Raw genomic sequence first — 25,690 nt, 5'->3', positions numbered from 1 at the left:
CCGCCTGCGCGTAGATAGATCGTCGACAGCCTGCTAGAATGCCGCGCTTTTCGTCGGGCCCGGCTTTGTTCGCGCCGCCCGCACGCAACCAGACACCGGATTCGACAGACGATGGCCCTACCCAAGGTTGACCCTACCCAGTATCAGGCGTTGCTGGCCGAGAAGCTCGATGCCGTACGGCAGGACTTTGCGGCTTTCGCGCTGCCGGACATTGAAGTCTTCGCGTCGCCGACCGAGCACTACCGCATGCGCGCCGAGTTCCGGGTCTGGCACGATGGCGACGATCTCGATTATGTGATGTTCGAACCGGGCAACAAGCACGCGCCGGTGGCGCTGCGCGAATGCCCGATGGTGTCGCGCCGCATCCACGACGTCATGTTCGCGCTGCTCGACGAGATTCGTCCGGACCCGCTGATGCGGTTCCGGCTGTTCCAGGTCGATTTTCTCAGCACGCTGTCGGGCGAGCTGCTGGTAACGCTGCTGTACCACCGGCCACTGGACCAGGCCTGGGAGCAAAAGGCGCGCGAACTGGCGCAGCGCTTCGATATCGAGATTATCGGCCGCTCGCGCAAGAGCAAACACGTCCTTTCGCGGGACTTCGTTATCGAACGGCTCGATATCGACGGTCGCGAGTACCGCTACAAGCAGGTCGAAAACTGTTTCACTCAGCCCAATGCAGAAGTCTGTCGTTCGATGATCGGCTGGGCGCTGGATGTGACCCGCGATGCCGGTGGCGACCTGGTGGAGCTCTACTGCGGTAACGGCAACTTCACGCTGCCGCTGGCGCGGAATTTCCGTCGCGTGGTGGCGACCGAAATCGCCAAGGTGTCGGTGCGGGCGGCGCAGTTCAACATCGCCGAGAACGCTATCGACAACATCGATGTGATCCGGATGTCGTCGGAGGAGTTTTCCCAGGTGCTGAAGGGCGAGCGGGAAGCGCGCCGCACCGCGCACCTGGATCTGGCGAACTACGACTTCACCACCGTGCTGGTGGATCCGCCGCGCTCCGGTCTGGATCCCGATACCGTGGCGCAGGTCAGCGAGTACCGGAATATCGTCTATATCTCCTGCAACCCGGAGACGCTGAAACAGAATCTGGCAGAGCTGACCCGCAGCCACCGCATCGAACGCTTCGCGATATTCGATCAGTTCCCCTACACCGAACACCTGGAGTGCGGCGTTTATCTGACGAAGATCGGTTGAAGTCGAAGATCAGTGGAAAGTGATCGCTCGACAGTGAACAGGGGGGTGATGAGCGGCGCGAGTGCCACCCTGTTACCACCACTCGCCAAGCGCCCACTGCTCCTGCAGTGCCGGCACAGCCGCCATGCCTGACGGTGCTACTGACAACTGCTCCTGCAGTGCCGGCACAGCAGCCATGCCTGGCGGTGCTACTGACAACTGCTCCTGCGTTGCCAGAACATCCGCCATCCCTGGCGGTGACTCACCTGCGGCCATTGCCACCCTTGCCGGGGGGCGGTGGCTTTTTCGCGGTTTTCTTGGCGATTTCGGACATCAGGCCACTGATATCGAGGCCCTGGCTGGCGGCCAGCTGGTCCACGCTGGCGTAAAAATTGGTCGGCAGCGGGCGCGGCTTTTTTTCCGCGGCCTGGCGCTCGTCCTCTTCGCGTTTGCGTGCCTGAGCCTCGGCTTCGAGACGCGCCTGTTCTTCGGCTTCGCGTTTCTGGCGTAGCTCGTCTGCGGCGCGGCGCTCGGCTTCCAGCCTGGCGCGTTCGGCCTGCGCGGCTTTTTCCTGCCGCTCCGCCTCCCGGGCGCGTTCCCGCTCCTGGGCCCGGATTTTCTTTTTGAGTTGGGTTTCGAGGTCGAGCAGCTCTTCCATGCTGAACGTCAGCAGCCACTCGACTAATTTGTCGTCGCTCATCAAATACCGGCTGTATATGGATTTCGGCGACCAGGGGCGGCCGAAACGGTGTGGAAGGAGAGAACCTGAATTTACAGTCAGATGAAGTTTAAAACAAGATCAGCTTTTGATTGCTGGTCTGGATGAATTTTGAGCTTTACTTTGTAAACACTGTTTAGTAATTTTGCGTAGCGTTATTAAACGCTGTTTGGAAACCGCGGAGACCCGTCATGGCAAGACCCCGTGAACACAGCGCCGAAGAATTGCGTGAGCTGGCGCTCTCAGCCGCCGGCAGGTTATTGGACGAGCAGGGCATCGAGGCGCTGAGCGCGCGCCGGATCGCCGCCGCGATCGGCTATTCCGCGGCGACGCTATACTCGGTTTTCCGCAATCTCGACGATCTGTGCTGGCATCTCAACGCCCAGACGCTCGGGCAATTGCACGCAGCGCTCGGTGCCGTCGGTGGCTCTGAGCCCAGGGCGCAGCTGCACGCCTATGCCGCCGCCTACGTTGCCTTTGCCAGGGCGCAGCCGCAGCGCTGGAGCCTGCTGTTCGAACACCGCACCTCGCCCGGGGTGGATATCCCGGACTGGCTCGGCGCATCCATCGAGCGGCTGTTCGAACGGGTCGAGGCGCCGCTCCGGGCGCTGGCGCCGGCGGCGTCGGAGGCGGATATTCGTCTGCAGGCGCGCACGCTCTGGGGCTCGGTGCATGGGTTGGCGGTACTGCAGCAGCGGGGCAAGCTGTTTCTGTCCGGTGATCAGGCGAGCCTGCGCATGCTGCCGACGCTGGTGGATCAGTATCTCGACGGCTGGCTGAGCGCCCGGGGAGAGCTGCGATGATAGAACTTTTGAAAGTACGGGGTTTCGCCGCCTTCGTGGCGGTGGCCTTTATCAACGCCTTCGTCGATCTCGGCCACAAGATCATTATTCAGAACACCCTGTTCAAGAGTTACGACGGTAACGAACAGATACTGCTGACCGCGGTGGTCAATGGCCTTATCCTGCTGCCGTTCATAATGCTGTTTACGCCGGCGGGCTTCGTTTCCGACAAGTACCCCAAGTACAGGGTGATGCGGCTGTCGGCCTGCGCCGCGATCCTGGTGACGCTGGCGATTACCGCCTGCTACTACCTCGGCTGGTTTGTGCCGGCGTTCGCGCTGACGTTCGTGCTGGCGCTGCAAAGCGCCTTCTACTCGCCGGCCAAATACGCCTATATCCGCGAACTCGTAGGCAGCGACAATCTCGGTGAGGCCAACGGCTGGGTGCAGGCGGCCACGATGGTGGCGATACTGTCCGGTATCCTGGTGTTCTCGCTGCTGTTCGAGCTGCGCCTGGCCGGCGTTGAGGGCGCGGGCCCGGCGGAACTGATGCGCGGCATTGCGCCGCTGGGCTGGTTTCTGGTCGCCGGCGCCTGTTTCGAAACCTGGCTGGCGTATCGCCTGCCGGCAAAGGGTCGAACCGACAGCGCGCTGCGTTTCGACTGGCGCGCGTACCGCCGCGGGCGCACGCTGACGCGAAATCTGGCCCATCTCGTTAGGATTCGCCCGATCTGGTTGTCGATACTGGGGCTGGCGCTTTTCTGGTCGCTGAGCCAGGTGATGCTGGCGGTTTTCCCGGCCTTCGCCAAGTCGCAGCTCGGAGAGCTCAACACCTTTCGCATTCAGGGGGCGATGGCGCTGGCGGGCATCGGCATCATGGCCGGCTCGCTGCTGGCGGGGCGCCTGTCCCGTCACCATATCAATCTCGGCCTGATCCCGCTCGGGGCCGGCGGGGTGGCGCTGGCGTTGCTGCTGTTGCCCGGCGCAGGAGATCTGGGCCGGGCCGGGCTGCTGTTTCTGCTGGTCGGTTTCTGCGGCGCGCTGATGGTGATTCCGCTCAATGCGCTGATCCAGTTCAATGCCGAGCGCGGCGAGAGTGGCCGTGTGCTGGCGGGCAACAATTTTATCCAGAATATTGCCATGCTGGCCTTCCTTGGGCTCACCGTGTTCAGCGCCTATCGGGGTGTGCCGGGGGTAACGCTCCTGTACGCCCTCGCCACCGTGGCCCTGCTGCTGGCGCTGGCCACGGTGCTGCTGCTGCCGGAAGCGCTGATCCGTCTGTTGCTGACAGCAGTGCTGCGGCGCAAGTACCGACTGGAGGTGCTGGGGTTCGAGCACCTGCAGGAGGAGGGGCGCGGTATGCTGCTGCTCGGCAACCATATCAGCTGGCTCGACTGGGGCATCCTGCAACTGGCCTGCCCGCGGCATATCCATTTCGTGATGGAGCGCAGTATCTACCAGCGCTGGTATCTGCGCTGGTTCCTCGACCGTTTTGGCGTGATTCCGATCTCTTCGCGTCACAGCCGCGAGGCGCTGGCGCGGATTGGCGAGCTGCTTCAGGCCGGCAAGGTGGTGTGCCTGTTCCCCGAGGGGATGATCAGCCACACCGGCCAGCTGGGGCGTTTTCGCAACGGTTTCGAGCGCGCCTGCGTCGCCGTGACCGAGGACAGTGGCGCGACCATCGTGCCGTTTTATCTGCGCGGTCTCTGGGGGAGCCGTTTTTCGCGCTCGGGCCGCAGGCTGCGTGCCGGCCGGCGCTTCGGGCTGCGGCGCGATCTGGTGGTGGCCTTCGGTGCGCCGATACCGATTAACAGTGATGCCAGCACGGTGAAGCAGCGGGTTTCCGAGCTGTCGATCCATGCCTGGAACCGCTACGTCGAGCAGCTGGAAACGGTTCCGCGTGCCTTTGTGCGCAGCGCCCGCCAGGGACCTTCGGCCTGGATCCTGCGCGATGCCCGCGGCGAGGCGCTGGGCTATCGCGAGCTGCTCGCAGCCTGTGCCCAGCTGGCGCGGCGTTTGCGCGGGCTCGAGGGTGCGAACCTGGGACTGATGGTACCGACCAGCAGCCAGGGGGTGCTGGCCAATATGGCGGCGCTGATGGCCGGCAAGACCCTGGTCAATCTGAGTCCCGACGCCACCGGGCAGGAGCTGCGGGCGATGTGCGAGCGGGCCGGTGTCCGCTCCCTGCTGGCGACCCGGGATGCGCTGGGGCGTCTCGATGCTGCCGGCGTGCAGCTGCCGGCGCAATGCCGGGTGCTTCGCCTCGAGGATCTTGCTCCGCCTCCCGGCACTGCGGCGCCGCTGGGGCTTCGCCTGGCTTGTCGCCTGATTCCGCTGGCCTTGCTGCAGCGTTGGCTGTGTCACGACCGGGGGCTCGATGCGACCGCGGCCATCGTTTTCGACGCTGGCCCGCAGGGCGTGCCTCGGGGCGTGATGCTCAGTCATCGCAATCTGATCGCCAACATTCGCCAGATCGGCGAAGTGCTCAACGTGCGCGAGAACGACGTCTGGGTCGCCACTCAGCCGTTGAGTCAGGCCACCGGGCTGACGGTCACCTGCCTGATGCCGCTGGTCGAAGGCGTGCCGGTGATCTGTCACCCCGATCAGGAGGGCGCCGATCCGGTGGCGCTTGGCAAAACGGTTGCACGCCGGCGCGCGACGCTGCTGTGTACCAGCGAGCGCCGGTTGCGGCAGTATCTGGCGCAGCCGCGGCTGCATCCGTTGATGTTCCAGTCGCTGCGCTCGGTAATCGTTGGCGGCGAGTCACTCGATCCGGCGCTGGCGCGGGATTTCGAGGCGCGTTTCCGAGTGCCGGTGCTGGCGGGTTACGGCTGTACCGAGACCACGCCGGTGGCCAGCGTAAACCTGCCCGATTATCTCGATACCCAGTGGTGGACCCTGCAGGAAGGCACGCGGCCCGGTAGTCTGGGGTTGCCGTTACCCGGTACCACCTTCCGTATCGTCGATCCGGTATCACTGGAAGAGCGGCCGCCGCAGGTCCCGGGCGAGGTGGTGATCGGCGGCGCGCAGATCATGCAGGGCTATCTCGGCGAGCCCGGGGCGACCGCCCGTGCGGTGATCGAACGGGACGGACTGCGCTGGTTCCGCACCGGCGTTCGGGGCACTCTGGACCAGGATGGCTTTCTCTGGTTGCGCCAAGGCCCCGGTAATGCAGGGACGCCTGCGACCGGCGCATCCGGCACCGAGGATGTCGCTTCGGGCACTGGACGCTCGGCGCTAAAACAGCAATAATTCCCGACCAATTAAGTAGGTTAAGGAGCCTGCGAACAAGTCCCAATGAGGCTCTGGCTTGCAGCGCGGGCTGGAATCGCGGCGCCGCTTTGAAGGCATGCTGGTTGCCTGTCGAGAAGCGGCAACAAAGAGTCCGGTTCGCGCTGCAAGCCCCGAAGGGCGGGCCCTGAAGCATGCTTCTGCTGTGTTGCAGCGCTTGAAAAGGACTACGGCCAAAGTGCCCTTTAGGGTATTCCCTGCGCACTGCGCCTTGCAGCTGCACGCTTCAGGGCCCGCAGAGACCAAATGGGACTTATTCGCAGGCTCCTCCCAGTGTTGGAAAAACTATTTGGCCGCCGGCAGGCGACAGGAGCTCAAGCAGATATGCAGCAGTACCGAGAGCGCATCGAAACCACCCTGAGTCAGCAGCAGGACGCAGTCCTAGGTCGGGATCTTGCCAGCGCCGGTGCGCTGACCGAGGTGCGGGAGGAGGATGGACGGGTGCTGGTGGTGCTGACACTTGGCTATCCCTGCGCCGATATCCGCGAAGCGCTGGCCGCGGACCTCTCGGCGAGGCTCGGCGCCGCGCTCGATCGCGAAGTGCGGGTCGAGATTCGGCAGCAGATCCGGCCCCATGAAGCCCAGGGCAATTTGCCGAACCTGGCCGGCGTGCGCAATATCATCGCGGTGGCGTCGGGCAAGGGCGGGGTCGGGAAGTCGACCACCACCATCAACCTGGCGCTTGCCATGGCCCGCGCCGGCGCCCGGGTGGGCGTGCTCGATGCCGACATATACGGCCCGAGCCTTGGGCTGATGGTGGGCGTGGCGCCGGGTACCCACCCGGAATCCGACGATGGCAAGTACTTCAAGCCGATCCCGGCGCAGGGGCTGCAGACGATGTCGATGGCCTATCTGATCGATGAAACCACGCCGATGGTCTGGCGAGGCCCGATGGTCAGCGGTGCGCTGCAGCAGCTGCTGACCCAGACCCGCTGGGACGATCTCGACTACCTGTTCATCGACATGCCGCCGGGCACCGGCGATGTGCAGCTGACGCTGTCGCAGAAGGTGCCGGTGACGGGTTCGGTGATCGTCACCACGCCGCAGGATATTGCCCTGCTCGACGCCCGCAAGGGGATCGAGATGTTCCGCAAGGTCGGCATCCCGGTGCTGGGCATCGTCGAGAACATGAGCACCCATATCTGCAGCAACTGCGGCCACGAAGAGCACATCTTCGGTGCCGGTGGCGGCGAGCGCATCGCGGTGCAGTACGATACCGAACTGCTCGGCTCGCTGCCGCTGTCGCTGCAGATCCGCGAGCAGACAGACTCCGGGCGGCCGACCGCGGCGGCCGATCCCGGCGGGGCGCCGGCACAGGCGTACCTCGAGATTGCGCGGCGCATCGCCGGGCGTATCGCCAGCCGCAACGAAACCGCCGGGCCGATGCCGAACATCAGCGTCGAGAACGATTGACGCGGGCGGAAGCTGTAGGCGCCCGGTCCCCGGGCGAACCCGTTCTGGCACTGCGGTTGTTCGCCCGTAGGAGCCCGGTCTCCGGGCGAACCCGTTCTGGCACTGCGGTTGTTCGCCCGTAGGAGCCCGGTCTCCGGGCGAACCCGTTCCTGCACTGCGGTTGTTCGCCCGTAGGAGCCCGGTCCCCGGGCGAACCCGTTCCGGCACTGCGGTTATTCGCCCACGGAGTGGGCTCCTACGTACGTGCCGCTATCCGCGCCGGGCGACCTTCCGCTGTCCATGACGGTTGCTTCGCTCGGTGCACCCTACACACCGCAGTTGCAAAAAGGTAGAATAGCCGACTTTTTAGACTATTCGACTGACGGACTCTCTATCTATGGGAATCAAATCCGATCGCTGGATCCGCCGATTGGCGGCCGAGTGCGAGATGATCTCGCCGTTCGAGCCGGGTCAGGTGCGTCGCACCGACAGGGGCGCGATCGTTTCCTACGGCACCTCGAGCTACGGTTACGATGTGCGCTGTGCCGACGAATTCAAGATTTTCACCAACATCAACTCCTCCATCGTCGACCCCAAGGCGTTCGATGACGGCAGCTTCGTTGATGTGAAGTCCGACGTCTGTATCATTCCGCCGAACTCCTTCGCGCTGGCCCGCACCGTCGAGTATTTCCGCATTCCGCGGGATGTCCTGACGATCTGCCTGGGCAAGAGTACCTATGCCCGCTGCGGCATCATCGTCAATGTCACGCCGCTCGAACCCGAATGGGAAGGTCACGTGACGCTGGAGTTTTCCAACACCACCCCGCTGCCTGCGAAAATCTACGCCAACGAAGGCGTTGCCCAGATGCTGTTCCTCGGCGCAGACGAAGTCTGCGAGACGTCGTACCGGGACCGCAATGGCAAGTACCAGGGACAGACCGGTGTCGTGGTACCCCGTACCTGACCCGGCCGCTGCAGCCCATCTGATAGAGTTCATGAAGCAGAATCGCAAACAGATCAACGAGTTCTGGCAGCAGGTCGAGCAGACCATCGACCAGTTGCTGCACAGTCAGCAGAACAACCAGTTCGAAGCCGATGCGCTGTTGAGTCAGTACAATGACATCCTGCGGCAGATCGACCGCAATCTGACGTTCCACTTCGAGCGTGACGAGGAGGAAGGGCCGGTCGAGATGATTTTCGGCTGCGACGGCTATCCCGAGTCGATCGGCTCGGTGCTCAGCCTGGTCGGGGCCGCGCCGCAGCTGACCGGTATCCAGTTCAAGGCGTTCAACCACCGCTACGATCCGGTTCCCCGGCATATCAGCGTTGGCGAGGAGTTCTGCGAGCTGCGCGACTTCTGGTTCGCGCTGCGTGATGTCGACCGCAAGCTGCGGCTGGAAATCTATCTCGAGGACGTACCGCGCGAGCTGGATCTGGATCCGCGCGTCGAGGCGGCGATGATCTTCCTCGATGCCCTGATCGGCGAGTACGAGCTGATGACCCGCATCTGGACGCTGGACTGGCTCGAGCTGCCGAAGGACCCGCGGGACTACGGCCTGCGCCCGCTTGCGGAGTTGCGCGAAGTCTTCGACAGCCACAAGCACGGTGTGGCGCCGATCGGCATTACCATGCACTGAGCCGCCCTCCTGGCGGTAGACGGAAAAAAGGCACCGCCCGCGAGGGCCGTGCCTTTTTTGTGGCTCTTCGCAGATTAGCGGGAATCCATAGGCCAAAAGCCGGATGGATGGAGCCGCATTGGCACAGGGTTTAACGCTTTCAGCCATCCTCGATTTACGTTTTCCCCGCTAGCGCAATCAACCTTTTTTGTTTCCCTGTAGCCGGGCGGTGCGGTGCGCTTCGCTTTCCGGCCCCCTGCGGGCCGAGTGCCGATAGCAACGTAGGTTGGTCGGAGCGAAGCGTAACCCAACACCCGTTCTCGCGGGGTCTGCTGCGGTTGAGGATTTGTGTTGGGTTTCGGCGCTGCGCGCCTCTACCCAACCTACGTTCAATGCAGCTGCGGGCTGGATTCCTCGTCTTCGGCGGGCAGGATCAGGTGCCCACTGCTGTCGCGGGCCAGGGCGCCGCGCTCGGAGGCGATTTCCAGCAGCTGCTGCAGCAGCATGTGGGTCAGGTGGCTGCTGATGATAATGCCGGCGGGCGGATCGCCCTCGAACAGGTCGGGGTCGACCAGACCGTCCGGTCGCAGGCCCAGCAGCAGCGGGTTTTCCGCCACCAGTGGCGCGATGTCCTCGGGGGCGAAAATGGCGTAGTCGGACGAGGTGCGCAGCGCCAGCTGGTAGGCGTCGTGCACCTCGTTGTCCAGCAGCTTGACGTATTGCGCTTCGGCGGCGTGAAACAGCTTCGACAGCCGGCTGGCGCCCGCCTGGCCGGCATTTTCCAGCGCCTGGGCCGAGCGACTGTAGTCGACGCGCATGATTGCGGGGCGGTCTTCGTGCAGTTCGGTATCGTCGACCAGCACGTTGCCTTCCTCGTCGACGTCGAGCCAGTCGTGTTCGACGGCCACTGTCAGCAGTCCGTCCATCGCCGCGGCGACGATGTTGTAGCAGATGATCGCGCCGACCGAGGGGTTGTCGAGTTCGTCCGGGTCCTGTACCAGTTCACCGGCGCGGGCCGCGAGCAGCGTCGGGTCCTCGTCGATGATGCGGGACAGGGCGTCTGCGTCGATGTGCAGCTGTTCATGGCAGAGCCGTTCCGCCGTCAGGTAGGGCTGCTGGTAGTCGCCCTCCTGCATGGCCTGCACGTAGGCGACCCTCACTTTTTCCAGTATCTGGGTCAGCAGTTCGCTCATATAACTCCTCCGGATGCCGGAACCCGGTGTTGAAAGTTACCCTTGAGGTCCGAAAAGGGGGATCCGTCGATGCCCCCAGTATGCGCCCAAACGAGGCCGGGCGCGATAGTCGAGGTTACACTTGCCGCTGTCAGCTTTCCTGCTCCAGCAGCCACTTGTCCAGGGTCGCAACGTCGCCCGGGTTCAGGGTGCCCAGCTGCTGTTTCAGGCTGAACAGGTTGGCGATGTAGTCGAGGCGGGCGTTGGCGTAGTCGCGCTGCGCCGCATAGAGGTTGCGTTCGGCGTTCAGCACGTCGACGACGTTTCGTGTGCCGACATTGAAGCCTTCCTGGGTCGCTTCGAGCGCGGTTTCGCCGGAACGAATGCTTTGGGCCCGCGCCTTCACGCTCTGGACATTGGTGCGCAGGTTGCGCAGCAGGCTGCGGGTCTGCTGGGTCACGGCCAGCAGGGTGTCCTGACGGTCCTGCATTGCCTGATCCAGAAGCGCTTCGGCCTCACGGGTCTGGGAGCTGGTCAGTCCGCCCTGGTAAAGGGGCAGGTTGAGCGCCAGGGCGATGGTGCCGGTTTCGCCGACGTCGCCGCTGATGCCGCTGCCGTCGGTGTCGTAGCTGGCGTTGAGGTCGAGGGTGGGGTAGTGGCCGGCGCGTGCCGACTGGGCCGAGCGGCGCGCCGCCTCGATGCTGCTGTCGGCGACCTGGAGGCCGAGGTTGTTCTGCCAGGCCTTTTCCAGCCAGGGCTCGGGTTCGGCCGGCTGCGGCGGCTCGATCGGGTAGTCCGGCTGCAGTTTGGTCACGTCGCGAAACGGCTCGCCGGCGAGACGGTCAAGGGCTTCGTAGCTGTTGTCGAGGTCGCCTTCGGCTTCGATGCGGCGCACCACAGAGTTGTCGTAGCTGGCCTGGGCTTCCTGGACGTCGGTGATGGCGATCAGGCCGACCTCGAACTGGGCGTTGACCTGATCGAGCTGGCGCTTGATGGCGCGCTCTTCGGCGCGGGCGCTTTCGAGGTTGTTCAGCGCCCGCAGCACGTCGAGGTAGGCGCTGACGGTGCGCAGAATCAGGGTTTGCTGCGCCTGGTCGAACACCAGTTCTGCCTGGCGCGACAGCGCCTCGCCGCGGCGCAGGTTGTACCAGCGGCTGGCGGAGAATACCGACTGGTTGAGACTCAGAGTCACGCCCTCGCTGTTGAAACTGCCGGCATTCTCGGTGTCGGTCCAGGTCGAGTCGGCCCCGAGCAGCAGGTTGGGCAGCAGCTGCGAGCGGGCCTGGGGCAGAGCTTCCTGCCCGGCGCGCATCTGGGCTGCCGCGGAGCGGATCTGCGGATCGTTGGCCACCGCCAGATCGAACAGCTCGATCAGACTGCCGGCCTGGGCGGCGCCCGATCCAAGGCTGATGCCCAGCGCCAGCAACGCCGGTCGGTAAAAGGGGGTGCGTGGTTTCACACTTAGCGTCCTCTGTTAAAGATTGTGAACCGGTCTGACGTCCTTGAAGGTACGCTTGCCGAAAAAACTGTACACGGTCGGAATGACGAACAGGGTCAGCAGCGTGCCGAACAGCATACCGCCTACAATAACCCAGCCGATTTGCTGACGCGACTCTGCGCCGGCACCGCTGGCGATTGCCAGGGGCAGGGCGCCCAGCACCGTGGCGCCGGTGGTCATCAGGATCGGTCGCAGCCGCAGGCTTGCCGAGCGCAGGATGGCATCACGGATTTCCAGGCCCTGGTCCTGCAGCTGGTTGGCGAATTCGACGATCAGGATGCCGTGCTTGGTGACCAGGCCGATCAGGGTGATCAGGCCGATCTGGCTGTAAACGCTGAGGCTGCCGTCACTCAGATAAAGCGCCAGCATCGCGCCGAACAGCGCCGGCGGAACCGACAGCAGTATGATCAGCGGATTGCGAAAGCTCTCGAACTGGGCGGCCAGCACCAGAAAGATAAAGCACAGCGCCAGTGCGAACGTCTGCTGCAGGCTGCTGGAGGACTCGCGGAACTCCCGCGACGGGCCGGTGTAATCGAAGCCCGCCTCGGGGGCGATCTCGGCCAGGTTGTCCTCGAGGAAACGCAGGGCCTCGCCGAGGCTGTAGTCCGGAGCCAGTACCGACTGGATGGTCACTGCCCGTGCCTTGTCGAAATGGTTGAGCTCCTTGGGCGCCACCTGCTCCTCGACCCGCGCCAGATTGGCGAGCTGCACCATGCCGCCGTCGGGGCTGCGCACGTAGATGCCGGTCAGATCCTGCGGCGTGCGTCGCTGGTTGTCCTCGATCTGGACGATGACGTCGTACTGTTCGCCCTGGCGCTTGAAGCGGGTGACGTTGCGTCCGGCCATGTAGGATTCCAGTGCCCGGCCAATGGCGTCGATCTCGATACCCAGATCGGAAGCCTTGTCGCGGTCGACCCAGAGTTGCAGTTCGGGCTTGTTGAGCTTGAGGTCGCTGTCGGGCTGGACGAAACCGGGGTTCTGTCGCACCCGCTGCATCAGCTCGTCGCTGATGCGCTTGAGCTCGCGGTAGTCGGCGTGGGAGCGCACCACGAATTCCACCGGCCGCGAGATCGGGCTCTGGCCCAGCGACGGCAGGTTCATGGCGAACGACAGGGTGCCGCTGACTTCTCCATACAGGCGTCCGGAGAGCGCTTCGGTGATCGTTTGCTGCCGGCGTTCCCGGTCTTCCCATCGCTTCAGACCGACGAAGGTCAGGCTGTTGGTTTCGGTGGGGAAACCGATGACGGTGAAGTAGCGGTTCTGTTCCGGGATCTCGCGCACGATGGCTTCGAGCTGGCGGACGTAGCGGTCGACGTAGTCGGGTGTCGAGCCTTCGGGAGCGATGCTGAAGGTGAGTATGGTGCCGCGGTCCTCGTAGGGCGCTAGCTCCTCCGGCAGCTGGGCGTACAGCCAGGCGCCGCCGAGGACGCTGGCGACCATGATGGACAGCGCCAGCAGGCGCGAGTGCAGCAGCCGCTCGAGCAGGCGCTGGTAACCGCTGATCAGCGCCTGCAGCCAGCGCTCGATGAGGGAGTAGAGCGCCGAATGATGCTTTTGCAGGTGCAGCGTACGCGACGCCATCATCGGCGACAGCGTCAGCGCGACGAAGGTCGAAACCACCACGGCGCCTGCCAGCGTCAGCGCGAATTCGGTGAACAGGCGGCCGGTGCGTCCCTCGCTGAACGACAGCGGCACGAATACCGCGACCAGCGTGAGGGTGGTGGCTATGACCGCGAAGGCGATTTCGCGGCTGCCCTTGAAAGCGGCCTGGATCGGGTCGAGGCCAGCCTCGACGTGGCGGTAAATGTTCTCGAGCATGACGATGGCATCGTCCACCACCAGGCCGATCGACAGCACTAGCGCCAGCAGCGTCAGGGTGTTGATGCTGAAACCGAACAGCCACATCATGGCAAAGGCGCCGATCAGCGACAGCGGAATGGTTACCACCGGAATCAGCGTGGCGCGGGGATTGCGCAGGAACAGGAAAATGACCAGCACCACCAGGGCGCCGGCCTGCAGCAGGGTTCTGTATACCGACTGGATCGACTCGTCGATGAACACCGAGGAGTCGTAGGCGATCTCGACCCGCATGCCCTCCGGCAGCAACGGTCTCAGTTTCTCCAGTTCCGCGCGGATGCCGCGCGAGACATCGAGCGGGTTGGCCGTGGCCTGCTTGACCACCCCGAGCGCGACTGCGCTTTCGCCGCGAAAGCGCGTGATGATGCGCTCGCTCTGCGGCGCCACTTCGACACGGGCGACGTCACGAATGCGCACCGGGTAGTCGTCGACATTGCGCACGATGATCTGCTCGAACTCCGCGATCCGGTTCAGATCGGTGCGGGCGAGAATGGTGAACTCGCGGTCAAGACTCTCGACGCGGCCGGCGGGGATCTCGATATTCTGTGCCCGCAGCGCGTCCTCGACGTCCTCCGGTATCAGCGCGTAGGTCGCCATGCGCGTCGGGTCCAGCCAGATGCGCATGGCGTAGCGGCGTTCGCCGAAGATCTGCACGTTGGCCACGCCCGGTACCGTCTGCAGCCTGTCCTTGACGCGCAGATCGGCGACGCTGGTAATCTCCATCGGGTTCTGGTCTTCGGAGGCGAACGCCAGGTAGATGATCGGCTGGGCGTCGGCTTCGGTCTTGGCGATGACCGGCTCGTCGATCTCGTCGGGCAGCAGCGATCGCACCCGCCCGACCCGGTCGCGTACATCGTTGGCGGCCTGGTCGGGGTCGCGCTCGAGGCGGAAGGTGACGCTGATCTGGCTCTGCTCGGTGCGGCTGATCGAGCTCATGAAGTCGATCCCCTCGATGCCGGCCAGCGAGTCTTCGAGCACCTGGGTGACCTGGGACTCGATGATGGAGGCGCTGGCGCCGGGGTAGCTGGTTTCCACCGTCACCACCGGCAGGTCGATCTTGGGATACTCGCGCACGGTGAGGCGGTCGTAGGCGATCAGTCCGATCAGCAGCAGCAGCAGGCTCATCACGGTCGCCAGCACGGGTCGGCGAATGCTGAGGTCCGGCAGGATCACGGCGTCGGGGCCCGGTTGTTGTCGACGTGCACCGGGGTTACCGGCATGCCCGGCCGCAGCTTGAGCTGGCCGGCGGTGACCACGATGTCGCCGGTCGATAGGCCGCTCAGGACCTGCACCTCGCCGGGACGGCGTTGGCCGAGCTCGACAGCGACCCGCTCGACCTGTTGTTCGGCGTTCACGCGCAGAACGCTGGAGCCATCGGCGCCGGGGATGATCGCCTGTTCCGGCACGAACAGTGCTGCCGCCGTTTCGCCGGCCTGCAACTGGATCTGGGCGAAGAGTCCCGGCCGCAGCAGGCCTTCGGGATTGGCAATGCGTGCCCGCAGTCGCAGGCTGTGGCTCTGGGCGTCGGCGCCCGGGGCGATGGCATAGACCGAGCCTTCGAAGCGGCGGCCGGGGAAGGCATCGACCTGAATCCTGACCGGCAGCCCGGGTCGCAGTGCGGGCAGGTAGATCTCCGGTATCCTGAAGTCGACCTTCATCGAGCGGTTGTCGACCAGCGCCACCAGATCCTGGCCGATGGCGACATAGTCGCCGGGGCTGATCTGGCGCAGTCCGGTGAGCCCGGCGAATGGCGCGCGCAGGGTCATCTTGTCGAGCCGGGTGCGCGCCAGCTCCACCTCGGCCTCATCGACCTTGAGGCGGGCGAGGGCGCTGTCGCGCTCGGTTTCCGAGCCGACTTTGCGCGACAGCAGGCTCTGGGCGCGATCGTATGCCCGGCGGCTCTGGTTCAACTGTGCCTGAGCCTTGTGCAGTTCGGCCCGATAGATCGAGGCATCCAGTTCGATCATCACCTCGCCGGCGCTTACCGGCTTTCCTTCGCTGAAACGGATCTCAAGCACGCGACCGCTTTGTTCCGGTCGCAGCCAGATCTGCTCGTTCGCGGCCAGAGTGCCAACCGCGGCGATGCTGGCGGTGAGCGGACGGCTTTCGACCGTCACCACCTCGGCCGGGAGGCCGGGAGGCTGGTCTGTCTGGGCCCAGGCCTCCGCGGCCAGCGCGCAGAGCAGTGCGGCAATCGGCAATCGGCGTGTCATGGCGTTCTCGCTTGCGTGGCCGGCAGCAACTGGTCCCAGAGCAGCCTGACCATGGTGCGCAGGGGCTCTGCCGAGCCTTCGATCTGGCGACGCAACAGTGCACCCTGCCAGCTGTTCCAGATCAGCTCGGCCAGCGCGCGGGCGGACAGGTCCCGGCGCACCGTGCCCTGTTGCTGGCAGATGCGCATATCGGTTTCGATGGCCTCGAGCATGCGTTCGGTGGCGGCGGCAATGGCGCCGCGAAAGGCGTCCGACGCCGAGCCGATCTCGCCGGACAGGTTCACGAGCAGGCTGCCCATGCGGAAACAGTGCTCCTGGTCCTGGTCGATTTCGGCTTCGATCTGGCGCCGCAACTGGGCGGCGTAGTCGCCATGCGGGTCCAGCTGCAGGGTCCAGTGGGCGAAGCCCAGGTCCTGGTAGTGACGGATGATTTCAACGGCGAATTCCTCCTTGCTGCCGAAGAAATTGTAGAACGAGCCGCGGGAAACCTGGCAGGCATCGAGAATTTCCTTGAGCCCTGTGCCGTGGTAGCCGTTACGATCGAACAGCTCCATGCCTCTTTCCAGCAGCTGTGTACGGCAGTGTACGGGTCTGCGGCCGCGCGTCATAACATCTAGACCGGTCGTTCTAAAATTGAGTGCAAGTTTATCGTTAACAGACCGTGATTGAAACCGCCGGGCGACCCTTGGCGTAGGACGGGTCAAGCGATGCGGTGGTAAGAGTTCAAACGTTTTCCGCGTGGTCAGGGCATCGTGGACCCATCGAATCGACCGTTGTACAGGTCGATTGATTGCGGTAGGCACGGGGGGGTGGGTTACGCGACTTCGTCGCTAGACCCAACCTACGGGAGCGGCAACGAAAAAGGGCTCCAGTGGGAGCCCTTTCTGTAAGTTGCTCAGGCGTTAGCCCTCGATCGCCTTCTTGATGCGGCCGATGGCGTCCTGCAGCGTCTCCAGACTGGTGGCGAAGGACAGGCGCATGTTGCCCGGCGCGCCGAAGGCGGAGCCCGGTACCAGCGCCACGCCGGCGTCGCTCAGCAGGAATTCGGCAAGGTCGATATCGTTCTCGAAGCGCGGGTCGGCATCGATCACGCCCTGGAAGCTCGGGAAGGCGTAGAAGGTGCCGTCGGCCGGGATGCACTCGACGCCGTTGATTGCGTTCAGTGCCTCGACGACGTATTCGTGGCGCTGCTTGAACGCCTTGACCATCTCGGCCACGCAGGCCTGGTCGCCTTCAAGTGCAGCCTGGGCCGCGACCTGGGCGATCGAGGTCGGGTTGGAGGTGCTCTGGGACTGAATTTTCTTCATCGCGCCAATCAGCTTGGCCGGACCTGCGGCGTAGCCGATACGCCAGCCGGTCATGGAGTAGGCCTTGGATACGCCGTTCAGCACGATGGTGCGCTCGTACAGTTCCGGGCAGGCGTTGACGATGTTGCAGAACGGCTGATCCGAGAACTGGATGTGCTCATACATGTCGTCGGTGGCGATCAGCACGTCGGGGTGCTTTTTCAGCACCTCGCCCAGGGCCTTGAGCTCGTCGAGGCTGTAGGCGACGCCGGTGGGGTTCGACGGGCTGTTCAGTACCACCAGGCGGGTGCGTTCGGTGATGGCCGCCTCGAGCTGCTCGGCGGTCATCTTGAAACGCTGTTCCTGGGTGGTGGTGACGATCACCGGCTTGCCGTTGGCGACCAGCACCATGTCCGGGTAGGACACCCAGTAGGGCGCCGGAATGACCACCTCGTCGCCGTCGTTCAGCAGCGCCAGCGACAGGTTGAAGAAGCTCTGCTTGCCGCCGCAGGATACCAGTATCTGGTTCGGCTCATAGCTCAGACCGTTGTCATTCTTGAACTTGGCAATAATGGCTTTTTTCAGACCCGGGGTGCCGTCGACGGCGGTGTATTTGGTGAAGCCTTCATTCAGGGCGCGGATCGCGGCCTGCTTGATATGATCCGGGGTGTCGAAGTCGGGTTCGCCGGCGCCCAGACCAATAATATTCTTACCGGCCGCACGCAGTTCGGCTGCGCGGTTGGTCACCGCGAGCGTGGGGGACGGTTTGATACTATTTACGCGGTCTGAAAGTTGAACGTCCAAGCCAAATATCCTCTCGTTTAGTCGATCGGGATCCGTACCTGGGGTACGGAGGTCCGTTGCTCCGGTTTCCCTCGTGCGTTTTATGGGGTCAGAGCCGACTAATAATAGCGGAATCGCAGTGCAGTCTAAATGCCTCGACCAAAAAATTGGCAACCTGCGGTTGCCGCAGGCGTGCGTCGGACTGCCTTATCCCTGGCGCTTCGATTCCGGTATAATGGCCGGTTGCGCAACAGGGGTGACAGTATGAAGCAGCGATTCAAAATTCAGTCCGGTTTCGAGCCTTCGGGGGATCAGCCGAGCGCCATCAACACCCTGGTCGAAGGCATCGAAGATGGCCTGCTGGCGCAGACGCTGCTGGGTGTGACCGGGTCCGGCAAGACCTTCACGGTTGCCAACGTCATCGCCCGGGTGCAGCGCCCGACCATCATCCTGGCGCACAACAAGACCCTGGCGGCGCAGCTTTACGGCGAGTTTCGCGAGTTCTTTCCGGACAATTCGGTCGAGTACTTCGTCTCCTATTACGACTACTATCAGCCCGAGGCCTACGTGCCGTCCTCCGACACCTTCATCGAGAAGGACGCCTCCATCAACGACCATATCGAGCAGATGCGGCTATCGGCGACCAAGGCCCTGCTCGAGCGTGACGACGCCATCATCGTCGCCACGGTATCGGCGATTTACGGTCTCGGCGACCCCAAGTCCTACCTGTCGATGATGCTGCACCTGGACCGGGGCGAGGAAATCGATCAGCGCCAGATTCTCAGGCGCCTGGCGGAGCTGCAGTACACCCGCAACGATGTCGAGCTGCACCGCGGCAACTACCGGGTGCGCGGCGATGTCATCGACATCTTCCCGGCGGAGTCCGAGAAGGACGCGGTGCGCATCGAACTGTTCGACGACGAGGTCGACCAGATCAGCTGGTTCGACCCCCTGACCGGCGCGGTGCTGCGCAAGGTGCCCCGGGTCACCATCTACCCCAAGACGCACTACGTCACGCCGCGAGAGGTGCTGCTGGAGGCGGTCGATCATATCAAGGACGAGTTGCAGCTAAGGCTCAAGCAGCTGCGTGACAACGGCAAGCTGGTGGAGGCGCAGCGCCTGGAACAGCGGACTCTGTACGATATCGAGATGATCATGGAGCTGGGCTACTGCTCTGGCATCGAGAACTACTCGCGCTATCTGTCGGGGCGCGGTGCCGGTCAGCCTCCGCCGACGCTGTTCGATTACCTGCCGGACAACGCCCTGGTGGTGATCGACGAGTCACACGTCACCATTCCGCAGCTCGGTGCCATGTACAAGGGGGACCGTTCGCGCAAGGAAACTCTGGTCGAGTACGGGTTCCGTCTGCCGTCGGCGCTCGACAACCGGCCGTTGAGGTTCGAGGAGTGGGAGACGCTGGCGCCGCAGATGATCTTCGTCTCGGCGACGCCGGGCAAGTACGAAGCGGCCAATGCCGGCCAGGTCGCCGAGCAGCTGGTGCGACCGACCGGCCTGGTCGACCCGCAGGTCGAGGTGCGCCCGGCGCAGACCCAGGTCGACGACCTGTTGTCCGAGATCAATCGGGTGGTGGTCAGCGAGGAGCGGGTGGTGGTGACGGTGCTCACCAAGCGCATGGCCGAGGATCTTACGGAGTTTCTCGGGGAGCACGGCGTGCGGGTGCGCTACCTGCACTCGGATATCGATACCGTCGAGCGGGTCGAGATTATCCGCGATCTGCGTATCGGTCAGTTCGACGTGCTGGTCGGTATCAACCTGCTGCGCGAGGGTATCGATATGCCCGAAGTCGCGCTGGTGGCGATTCTCGACGCCGACAAGGAAGGCTTCCTGCGCTCCGAAACCTCGATGATCCAGACCATCGGTCGCGCGGCGCGAAACGTCAACGGTCGCGCCATTCTGTATGCCGACCGCATCACCGGCTCGATGCAGCGGGCGATCGCCGAGACCGAGCGGCGGCGCGAGAAGCAGATCGCCTACAACCGGGAGCACGGTATCACGCCGAAGGGGATTCGCAAGTCCGTGGCGGACATCATGGAAGGGGCCTCGACGGTGCCCGGCCGCAAGGCCGCGCGCAGCGCCAGGAAGGTCGCGGACAAGGCCGCCGACTATGCGCTGGATCCGGCGACCATGTCGTCGAAGGAGCTGGCCCGCACCCTCAGTCAGCTCGAGGACAAGATGTACGAGGCGGCGAAGAACCTCGAATTCGAGCTTGCGGCGCACTACCGCGACGAGCTCGAGAAGCTCAAGCACCTGGAACCGGTCAACTGAACTGAGAGCGCCGCGGGATTTCGCAATTCCGTAGGGTGCCGGTAAGCGGAGCGCACTTCACCACCGTTACCGGTGCGGTTTGCGTTGCTCACCGGCACCCTGGCAGGCTGTTGAAAAACGTTTTCGATGCAGCCCGGGCTGATGTCCCTCGGCTTGAGGGCTTCGGTGTGGTCGGCCTGCCGGATCGGGATCGGTATCGCCGATGGGTGGTGGATGTGGCGACTCGGTTTCATGGGGCGTCCCTTTCCCTGCGCGGAGGTTGGCCTCAGGTATAGCGCTGTCCGTCATTGCCAACACTTTTGGTAAAAAGGTCTAAATATCCATACCTTACGGCCGATAGTCCTTCATTGGCCCGGTGCGCAGGCCAGGCCCCATTACAACAACGACTATGAGAGCCATTCAGGGACTTGCAGATGACACTGTTCAATCCGGGATTTCGGCAGCGGCTGCTGCTGGTAGTAATCGTGACACTGGTGGGTTTCGCCGTGCTGGGCGGGCTTTCGGTTTCGGCACTGAACAGCCAAGTCGATGCCGCCGGTCACGCGGACGAGCTCAGCGGCTGGCAGAACGAACTTAACCTGTTCAAGATCGATATCCTCGCGGTCGCCGCCCGCGATCGCAATGACCGGGCGGCGCTGGAATCCCTGCGCCAGGAGAAGAGGGCGCAACTCGAACGCCTCGGCGCCGAGGGGGTCGACGTGGGGGCCATCATCGACCTGCTGGACGAGCTGGTCCGGCTGCAGACGGAAGTCATCGATCTCGGCAGCCGGATCGGCGACGGCAATCAAACCGGTGCCCGCGGTGCGCTGAATGAGCAGATCCAGGCTTTCGAGGCCGCCATGTTCTCTAACATGCGGCCCTGGCTCGAAGACGTGAAGAAGGCTCTGGCCCAGTTGGTCGAGCGCCGCGACCCTGAGAGCATCAAGGGATACGAGGCGTCGATTCAGGTGCTTCGGGACAAGATCACCGAGCTCGGCTTCATCGACGCCTTCGCCGACCGCATCGATCAGGTCGCCGCGTCCGGAGGCCAGCTGGTGAAACTGTTGCGCGACCAGGCGGCAGTACAGCACCAGACGCGCAGCGAGCTGGAAACCCTGCTCAGCAGCACCGACATGCTGATCCAGCTGATCGATTCCCGGCTGCAGCAGGCGCGGGCCGACGCTGCCGCGACGACCAGCCGCGCCAGCTTCAGCATCCTTGCGGCGGCGGTCGCCGTGGCGCTGGTCAGTGCCGTCCTGCTGCTGTCCGTGTGGCGCAGTTCGACCCGAACCCTGAGCCGTACCGTCGAGAGCCTGGAGAAGATCGCCAAGGGCGATCTGCAGCAGCGGCTCGACGTCGATACGCAGCGCAATGACGACTTCGATCGCCTGGGGCTGGCCGTCAACGGCCTGACCGAGCAGCTCGGCGGCGTGCTCAACCGGGTTGTCAGCAGCAGTCACCGACTGCAGTCGATGTCCAGCGAACTCAGCGGCACCCTGGAACAGCTGGTGGCCGAAAGCGGCCACACCGAGGACGAAACCGGCAGTGTCGCGGCGGCGGTCGAGCAGATCAGCATGACGGTGCGGGACATGGCGCTGGCCAGCGAAGAGACCAACAACCTGGCGCTCGGTGCTCACGAAGCTACCGAGAAGGGCGGTGCGGTGATCACCGACGCGCTCGGTTCCCTCGAACAGCTGGCGGCGATCTTCGACCAGGTGCACCGCGAGCTGGACGAGCTCGGCGTGGCCAGCTCGCGCGTCGACGGTGTGACCGAGATGATCAACGGCTTGGCGGAACAGACCAACCTGCTGGCGCTCAATGCCGCCATCGAGGCCGCCCGGGCCGGCGAGGCCGGTCGCGGCTTCTCGGTGGTCGCCGACGAGGTGCGGGCGCTGGCGGAGAAGACGGTCAACGCCACCGCCAGCATCAACAAGATCATTGGCGAGATGCAGGCGCAGATGAAACATATCCTCGAGGCGATGCGCGACGGCCAGGGGCGGGTGGACGGCAGTCGCTCGCTCGGCGACAACGCCGCCGGGGAGATGTCGCGCATCCGGGACCTCTTCACCCAGGTGCGCGACCGCAACCATCAGCAGGCCGCGAGCATCGAAGAGATCTCGGCCACCGCCCAGTCGATCGCCACGAGCATGAGCGGCGTCCTCGACACGGTGCGCGGCAATGCCGAGCGCTCGCGCGAGATCCGCAACTTCTCCGGCCAGGTGGTCAGCCATTCCGACGAACTGCTGGGCATGACCGGGCAGTTTCGTTGTTGATTAAAGACGACGTGTTACGGACGACGTGTTACGGGTGACGCGTAACAGGTTACCCGTTGCGGTTGGCTCCTGATCCGCTGACCGCAATCAGGGTATCCATCAGTCCCTGCGCCTGCAGGCATTCGGCCTGTTTGCGCCGCTTCACCAGCAGCCAGCCGACGAATCCCAGGGCGTTCACCGAGACCTCGCCGCTTTTCTCCCCAAGGCGCGGTACCAGCAGCATCCAGCGCGCCGTCAGCAGCAGGTTGTAGGCTTGCCGCACATCGCTGCCGGCGCTTACCTCTATGCCCAGCGCGTCGAGGGCCGAGCGGTAGCGCCCGTTCAGCCATTCGGCTGCCGCTGTGGTGTCCTGCAGCAGCTTCTGCGGCAGCGCGACCAGGCGGTGGCGGAAGGGCAACTGCGGAACCTGCCCAAGGCCCCGGGTCGCGGCGTCGTCCAGCAGCGGCCCGAAAGGCGGCGCCGCGGTTTTGTCGAGCGGCAGCATCTGCAGGTGCTTGTGCGGCTGGCTGGCGCCGGCATCCGGTCCGCCGTTGAAAAAAGCCAGCGCCGGCCCCTGTCTCATGCAGGTGGCGAGTGCTGCGAAATCCTGCCGGTTCAGCACCCGCGACTGCGGCTCGAAATCGCGGGTGACCAGCAGCAGGTGCCGGTCGATGACGCAGAACTTGTTCAGTATGCAGCGATGCGCCGGCGGCACCTCGGACACCAGCAGCTCGGGCTCCGGTGTCAGAAAGGGGTTGTGGTGCCGGTCCGCGGCCTGGTGCAAGCGCTCGAGCGCCTGCGACTTGTCGCGCAGGCTCGAGAGTACGCGGATGACAAAGGGAATGCCGTGCTCGCAGATTTCGAGGCTTTCGGTCGCGATCGGTTTCAGCGCGCCGCAGGCTATTGCCGCCGCGCGGGTGCGTGCCGCTTGCTGCCAGATTGTGGTCATCTTGAATTCCATCCCGGGTGCCGTTTCGCGTTGTTTCTGTACAGTTGTAGCCAGCCCCTAAGTGTCTGAATCAAATCGAAAAAAAACTGTGAAAAAGGGTTGCGCTCGAAATCGGGATCTCTATAATACGCACCATCTGTTCGGGACGGGGCGCAAAACAGCGTCGCAACCGTGAAGAGGCGGCGAGGTGAAATGCCTGGCACTATTTAGGACTGTAGCTCAGTTGGTTAGAGCACCACCTTGACATGGTGGGGGTCGCTGGTTCGAATCCAGTCAGTCCTACCAAATTCTTACAGGAACGGCGGGTCAGCGAAAGCGGCCCGCCGTTTTTGTTGGGCGGCGATTTCGCTGCTGGCCGGGCCCAGGTCTTCCGTTATTCCCTCAGTCGTTCGCCGTGTCGGTCGTAGCGCCTCTTTTCGATAAGTACATTAAAACGTGCCTCGCTGGGGTGAACGAGCAGTCGTCCCCCGCAGCCGGGGTGCCTGAATTCGCTGCGGGCGTTGCCCCGGTAGAGCTGGCTTTCGGTATCGTACTCCAGCGACAAGTCCCCGGGAGTGGTGTCCGTATCTTAAGAGGCGTGGTTGGCGGCTGTCGAGCAATCTGGTCGGTAGGAGGCGACCGGCTCGGCGCCGGTCGCTTCTGGCGTCAGAAGATATAGTCGGTGGAAAGGAAGCTCGATTCGCGGTCGCGAATGATGCTGCCCACCAGCGCCTTGCTGGCAGCATTGTCCTTGGTAGCGACCAGGGTGCGGATCGAGAATACCCGCAGTGCGTCGTGGACCGACAGGGTGCCCTCGGCCGAGTTCTTGCGGCCCGTGAACGGGAAGGTGTCGGGGCCGCGCTGGCACTGGGCGTTGAGATTGATGCGGCCGACCTGGTTGGCGCAGGCGTCGATCATCCGCGCCATCTGCTTCGGATCGCTGCCGAACAGGCTCGCCTGCTGGCCGAAATCCGATGTGCGTATGTAGTCGATGACTTCATCGAGGTCGTCATACGGCACGACCGGAATGATGGGGCCGAACTGTTCCTCGTTGTAGATGCGCATCTGCGAGCTCACCGGGTAGAGCAGGGCCGGGTAGAAGAAGGTGCCGACGGTACTGCCTCCGCCCTCGTTGACGACGCGGGCGCCCTTGCTGCAGGCGTCCTCGACCATGGTGGTGAGGAAATCGGCCTTGCCGGGCTCCGGCAGTGGGGTCAGCTTGACGCCGGGCTCCCAGGGCATGCCGGCTTTCAGCGTCGCCAGCTTGTCGTTGAAGCGCGCGAGGAAGTCGTCGACCTGGCTGCGGTGAACGAACAGGATCTTGAGCGCGGTGCAGCGCTGGCCGTTGAACGACAGGGCGCCGGTCACGCATTCCTCGACCGCATTGTCGAGATCGACCTCGGGTAGCACGATGCCCGGGTTCTTGGCGTCGAGGCCCAGAGCCGCGCGCAGGCGGTGCGGCCGCGGGTGCAGTTTTTTCAGATCGCTGGCGCCCTTGTTGGTGCCAATGAAGGCGAAGACATCGATCTTGCCGCTTTCCATCAGGGCGCTGACGGTGTCGCGGCCGCGGCCGTAGATGATGTTGATCACCCCTGGCGGAAAGCTGTCGCGGAAAGCTTCGAGCAGCGGGCGGATCAGCAACACGCCGAACTTGGCCGGTTTGAACACCACGGTGTTGCCCATGATCAGTGCCGGGATCAGCGTGGTGAAGGTCTCGTTCAGCGGATAGTTGTAAGGGCCCATGCAAAGCGCAACGCCCAGTGGCACGCGGCGGATCTGGCCAAGTGTGCCCTGTTCGTTCTCGAAGCGGCTGGAGCGGCGGTCGAGTGCCTTGAGGGCGTTGATGGTGTCGGAAATATAGTCGCAGGTGCGATCGAATTCCTTCTCCGAATCCGGCAGGTTCTTGCCGATTTCCCACATCAGCAGGCGCACGACGGCTTCGCGCTGTTGCTTCATCTTGTTTAGAAATATTTCAACATGGCGGATGCGTTCTGAAACCGTCATCGTGGGCCAGGCGCCCTGTCCCAGGTCATAGGCGCGCACCGCCGAGTCGAGGGCGCCCAGTGCGGCTTCGGCGTTCAGTAGCGGGGTGCTGCCAATCAGGCACTGCTCCAGTTCGCCGTTGTCCCGGCGCAGGCATACCGGGCTTCTTACCGGTGCTAACTCGCCGGTCCATTCGACCAGTTCGCCGTTGATGAGATATTCCCGCTGCTCCAGCGAACCGTCGAGGCGATAGGCGTCCGGAATCTCGGAAGCGTTCGGGAAGAGTCGTTCGAGATCTGTGCTCATGGTATGTCTCCTGGGCGGATGGTGGAGCGGGTTGCGTGATCTGTCGATTGAATCTAATAAAATTTACGTAAATTTACCAATATAATATTTCAATGGCATGATTTTATGGGGGCTGGGGCGGCTCTCAGAAGCGGTCACATGTGGGGGAGAGGGTTTCGCAGGAAAGC

General features: G+C 63.8%; 17 protein-coding genes and 1 tRNA gene. 9 read left to right on the top strand and 9 right to left on the bottom strand.

Annotation, left to right across the window (positions count from 1 at the left end):
- Positions 1-111 precede the first annotated feature (111 nt).
- Positions 112-1,203: a tRNA (uridine(54)-C5)-methyltransferase TrmA gene (gene trmA, locus IEX85_RS06855; RefSeq protein WP_188859777.1), complete on the top strand. Its 1,092-nt coding sequence runs from the start codon at positions 112-114 to the stop codon at positions 1,201-1,203.
- Between the two features lie 241 nt (positions 1,204-1,444).
- Here the strand turns inward: trmA and IEX85_RS06850 are convergent, their stop codons facing one another.
- Complete coding sequence (locus IEX85_RS06850) at positions 1,445-1,882, bottom strand: hypothetical protein (protein WP_188859775.1); 438 nt, start codon at positions 1,880-1,882, stop codon at positions 1,445-1,447.
- A gap of 209 nt (positions 1,883-2,091) precedes the next feature.
- Between IEX85_RS06850 and IEX85_RS06845 the strand changes: the two genes are divergently transcribed.
- The 5 genes from IEX85_RS06845 to IEX85_RS06825 all read left to right on the top strand — a co-directional run bounded on the left by IEX85_RS06845 (position 2,092) and on the right by IEX85_RS06825 (position 9,001).
- Positions 2,092-2,703, top strand: coding sequence for a TetR/AcrR family transcriptional regulator (locus IEX85_RS06845; protein ID WP_188859773.1), 612 nt, complete (start codon positions 2,092-2,094; stop codon positions 2,701-2,703).
- Positions 2,700-5,933, top strand: a complete 3,234-nt coding sequence (locus IEX85_RS06840; protein ID WP_188859772.1) for an MFS transporter — start codon at positions 2,700-2,702, stop codon at positions 5,931-5,933. The genes IEX85_RS06845 and IEX85_RS06840 overlap by 4 nt, the downstream gene beginning before the upstream one ends.
- Before the next feature lie 363 nt (positions 5,934-6,296).
- Complete coding sequence (gene apbC / locus IEX85_RS06835; protein WP_188859770.1) at positions 6,297-7,385, top strand: iron-sulfur cluster carrier protein ApbC; 1,089 nt, start codon at positions 6,297-6,299, stop codon at positions 7,383-7,385.
- Between the two features lie 376 nt (positions 7,386-7,761).
- Positions 7,762-8,328 carry a dCTP deaminase gene (dcd, locus tag IEX85_RS06830; protein WP_188859768.1) on the top strand — a complete coding sequence of 189 codons (567 nt, stop codon included), beginning with the start codon at positions 7,762-7,764 and terminating at the stop codon, positions 8,326-8,328.
- A 31-nt stretch (positions 8,329-8,359) separates the two neighbouring features.
- A complete protein-coding gene (locus IEX85_RS06825) occupies positions 8,360-9,001 on the top strand; it encodes a hypothetical protein (RefSeq protein ID WP_188859766.1) in 642 nt (213 codons plus the stop codon).
- Between the two features lie 368 nt (positions 9,002-9,369).
- On the opposite strand, the gene IEX85_RS06820 is transcribed toward IEX85_RS06825, so the two are convergent.
- The 6 genes from IEX85_RS06820 to IEX85_RS06795 form a co-directional block, all read right to left on the bottom strand.
- Positions 9,370-10,173 (bottom strand): hypothetical protein, encoded by an 804-nt coding sequence (locus IEX85_RS06820; RefSeq protein WP_188859764.1) that lies wholly within the window; start codon positions 10,171-10,173, stop codon positions 9,370-9,372.
- Between the two features lie 130 nt (positions 10,174-10,303).
- Entirely contained in the window at positions 10,304-11,611 is a 1,308-nt protein-coding gene (locus IEX85_RS06815) for a TolC family outer membrane protein (protein ID WP_188859762.1), read from the bottom strand.
- A gap of 15 nt (positions 11,612-11,626) precedes the next feature.
- Entirely contained in the window at positions 11,627-14,680 is a 3,054-nt protein-coding gene (locus IEX85_RS06810) for an efflux RND transporter permease subunit (protein ID WP_188859760.1), read from the bottom strand.
- Complete coding sequence (locus IEX85_RS06805) at positions 14,677-15,720, bottom strand: efflux RND transporter periplasmic adaptor subunit (RefSeq protein ID WP_188859758.1); 1,044 nt, start codon at positions 15,718-15,720, stop codon at positions 14,677-14,679. Before IEX85_RS06805 ends, IEX85_RS06810 begins: the two co-directional genes overlap by 4 nt.
- Positions 15,717-16,328 (bottom strand): TetR/AcrR family transcriptional regulator, encoded by a 612-nt coding sequence (locus tag IEX85_RS06800; protein ID WP_188859756.1) that lies wholly within the window; start codon positions 16,326-16,328, stop codon positions 15,717-15,719. The genes IEX85_RS06805 and IEX85_RS06800 overlap by 4 nt, the downstream gene beginning before the upstream one ends.
- A 294-nt stretch (positions 16,329-16,622) precedes the next feature.
- Positions 16,623-17,810 (bottom strand): pyridoxal phosphate-dependent aminotransferase, encoded by a 1,188-nt coding sequence (locus IEX85_RS06795; protein WP_188859754.1) that lies wholly within the window; start codon positions 17,808-17,810, stop codon positions 16,623-16,625.
- Between the two features lie 243 nt (positions 17,811-18,053).
- On the opposite strand from IEX85_RS06795, the gene uvrB reads away from it, so the two are divergent.
- Together uvrB and IEX85_RS06785 are read left to right on the top strand one after the other, a co-directional pair.
- Positions 18,054-20,075: an excinuclease ABC subunit UvrB gene (uvrB, locus tag IEX85_RS06790; protein WP_188859752.1), complete on the top strand. Its 2,022-nt coding sequence runs from the start codon at positions 18,054-18,056 to the stop codon at positions 20,073-20,075.
- 413 nt (positions 20,076-20,488) lie between these two features.
- Positions 20,489-22,327: a methyl-accepting chemotaxis protein gene (locus IEX85_RS06785; protein ID WP_188859750.1), complete on the top strand. Its 1,839-nt coding sequence runs from the start codon at positions 20,489-20,491 to the stop codon at positions 22,325-22,327.
- Positions 22,328-22,376: 49 nt separating this feature from the next.
- Here IEX85_RS06785 and IEX85_RS06780 read toward each other — a convergent pair whose 3' ends face one another.
- Positions 22,377-23,255, bottom strand: a complete 879-nt coding sequence (locus IEX85_RS06780; RefSeq protein ID WP_188859748.1) for a DUF4922 domain-containing protein — start codon at positions 23,253-23,255, stop codon at positions 22,377-22,379.
- Between the two features lie 208 nt (positions 23,256-23,463).
- Between IEX85_RS06780 and IEX85_RS06775 the strand changes: the two genes are divergently transcribed.
- Positions 23,464-23,540, top strand: a tRNA-Val gene (locus IEX85_RS06775).
- 360 nt (positions 23,541-23,900) lie between these two features.
- Here the strand turns inward: IEX85_RS06775 and IEX85_RS06770 are convergent.
- The gene (locus IEX85_RS06770) at positions 23,901-25,523 is read right to left on the bottom strand and encodes an NADP-dependent glyceraldehyde-3-phosphate dehydrogenase (RefSeq protein ID WP_188859745.1); all 1,623 of its coding nucleotides are present in this window, start codon (positions 25,521-25,523) and stop codon (positions 23,901-23,903) included.
- Between the last annotated feature and the right edge of the window lie 167 nt (positions 25,524-25,690).

It is taken from the genome of Marinobacterium nitratireducens, assembly GCF_014645375.1.
In the GTDB taxonomy this organism is placed as follows: domain Bacteria; phylum Pseudomonadota; class Gammaproteobacteria; order Pseudomonadales; family Balneatricaceae; genus Marinobacterium_A; species Marinobacterium_A nitratireducens.
This window is presented reverse-complemented; position numbering and strand designations above follow the sequence as displayed.

Coding starts and splice junctions, on each gene's coding strand:
- trmA (WP_188859777.1), top strand. CDS start 112: ATGGCCCTACCCAAGGTTGACCCTACCCAGTATCAGGCGTTGCTGGCC.
- IEX85_RS06770 (WP_188859745.1), bottom strand. CDS start 25,523: ATGAGCACAGATCTCGAACGACTCTTCCCGAACGCTTCCGAGATTCCG.
- IEX85_RS06805 (WP_188859758.1), bottom strand. CDS start 15,720: ATGACACGCCGATTGCCGATTGCCGCACTGCTCTGCGCGCTGGCCGCG.
- apbC (WP_188859770.1), top strand. CDS start 6,297: ATGCAGCAGTACCGAGAGCGCATCGAAACCACCCTGAGTCAGCAGCAG.
- IEX85_RS06840 (WP_188859772.1), top strand. CDS start 2,700: ATGATAGAACTTTTGAAAGTACGGGGTTTCGCCGCCTTCGTGGCGGTG.
- uvrB (WP_188859752.1), top strand. CDS start 18,054: ATGAAGCAGCGATTCAAAATTCAGTCCGGTTTCGAGCCTTCGGGGGAT.
- IEX85_RS06820 (WP_188859764.1), bottom strand. CDS start 10,173: ATGAGCGAACTGCTGACCCAGATACTGGAAAAAGTGAGGGTCGCCTAC.
- IEX85_RS06825 (WP_188859766.1), top strand. CDS start 8,360: ATGAAGCAGAATCGCAAACAGATCAACGAGTTCTGGCAGCAGGTCGAG.
- IEX85_RS06800 (WP_188859756.1), bottom strand. CDS start 16,328: ATGACGCGCGGCCGCAGACCCGTACACTGCCGTACACAGCTGCTGGAA.
- IEX85_RS06850 (WP_188859775.1), bottom strand. CDS start 1,882: ATGAGCGACGACAAATTAGTCGAGTGGCTGCTGACGTTCAGCATGGAA.
- IEX85_RS06780 (WP_188859748.1), bottom strand. CDS start 23,255: ATGACCACAATCTGGCAGCAAGCGGCACGCACCCGCGCGGCGGCAATA.
- dcd (WP_188859768.1), top strand. CDS start 7,762: ATGGGAATCAAATCCGATCGCTGGATCCGCCGATTGGCGGCCGAGTGC.
- IEX85_RS06785 (WP_188859750.1), top strand. CDS start 20,489: ATGACACTGTTCAATCCGGGATTTCGGCAGCGGCTGCTGCTGGTAGTA.
- IEX85_RS06845 (WP_188859773.1), top strand. CDS start 2,092: ATGGCAAGACCCCGTGAACACAGCGCCGAAGAATTGCGTGAGCTGGCG.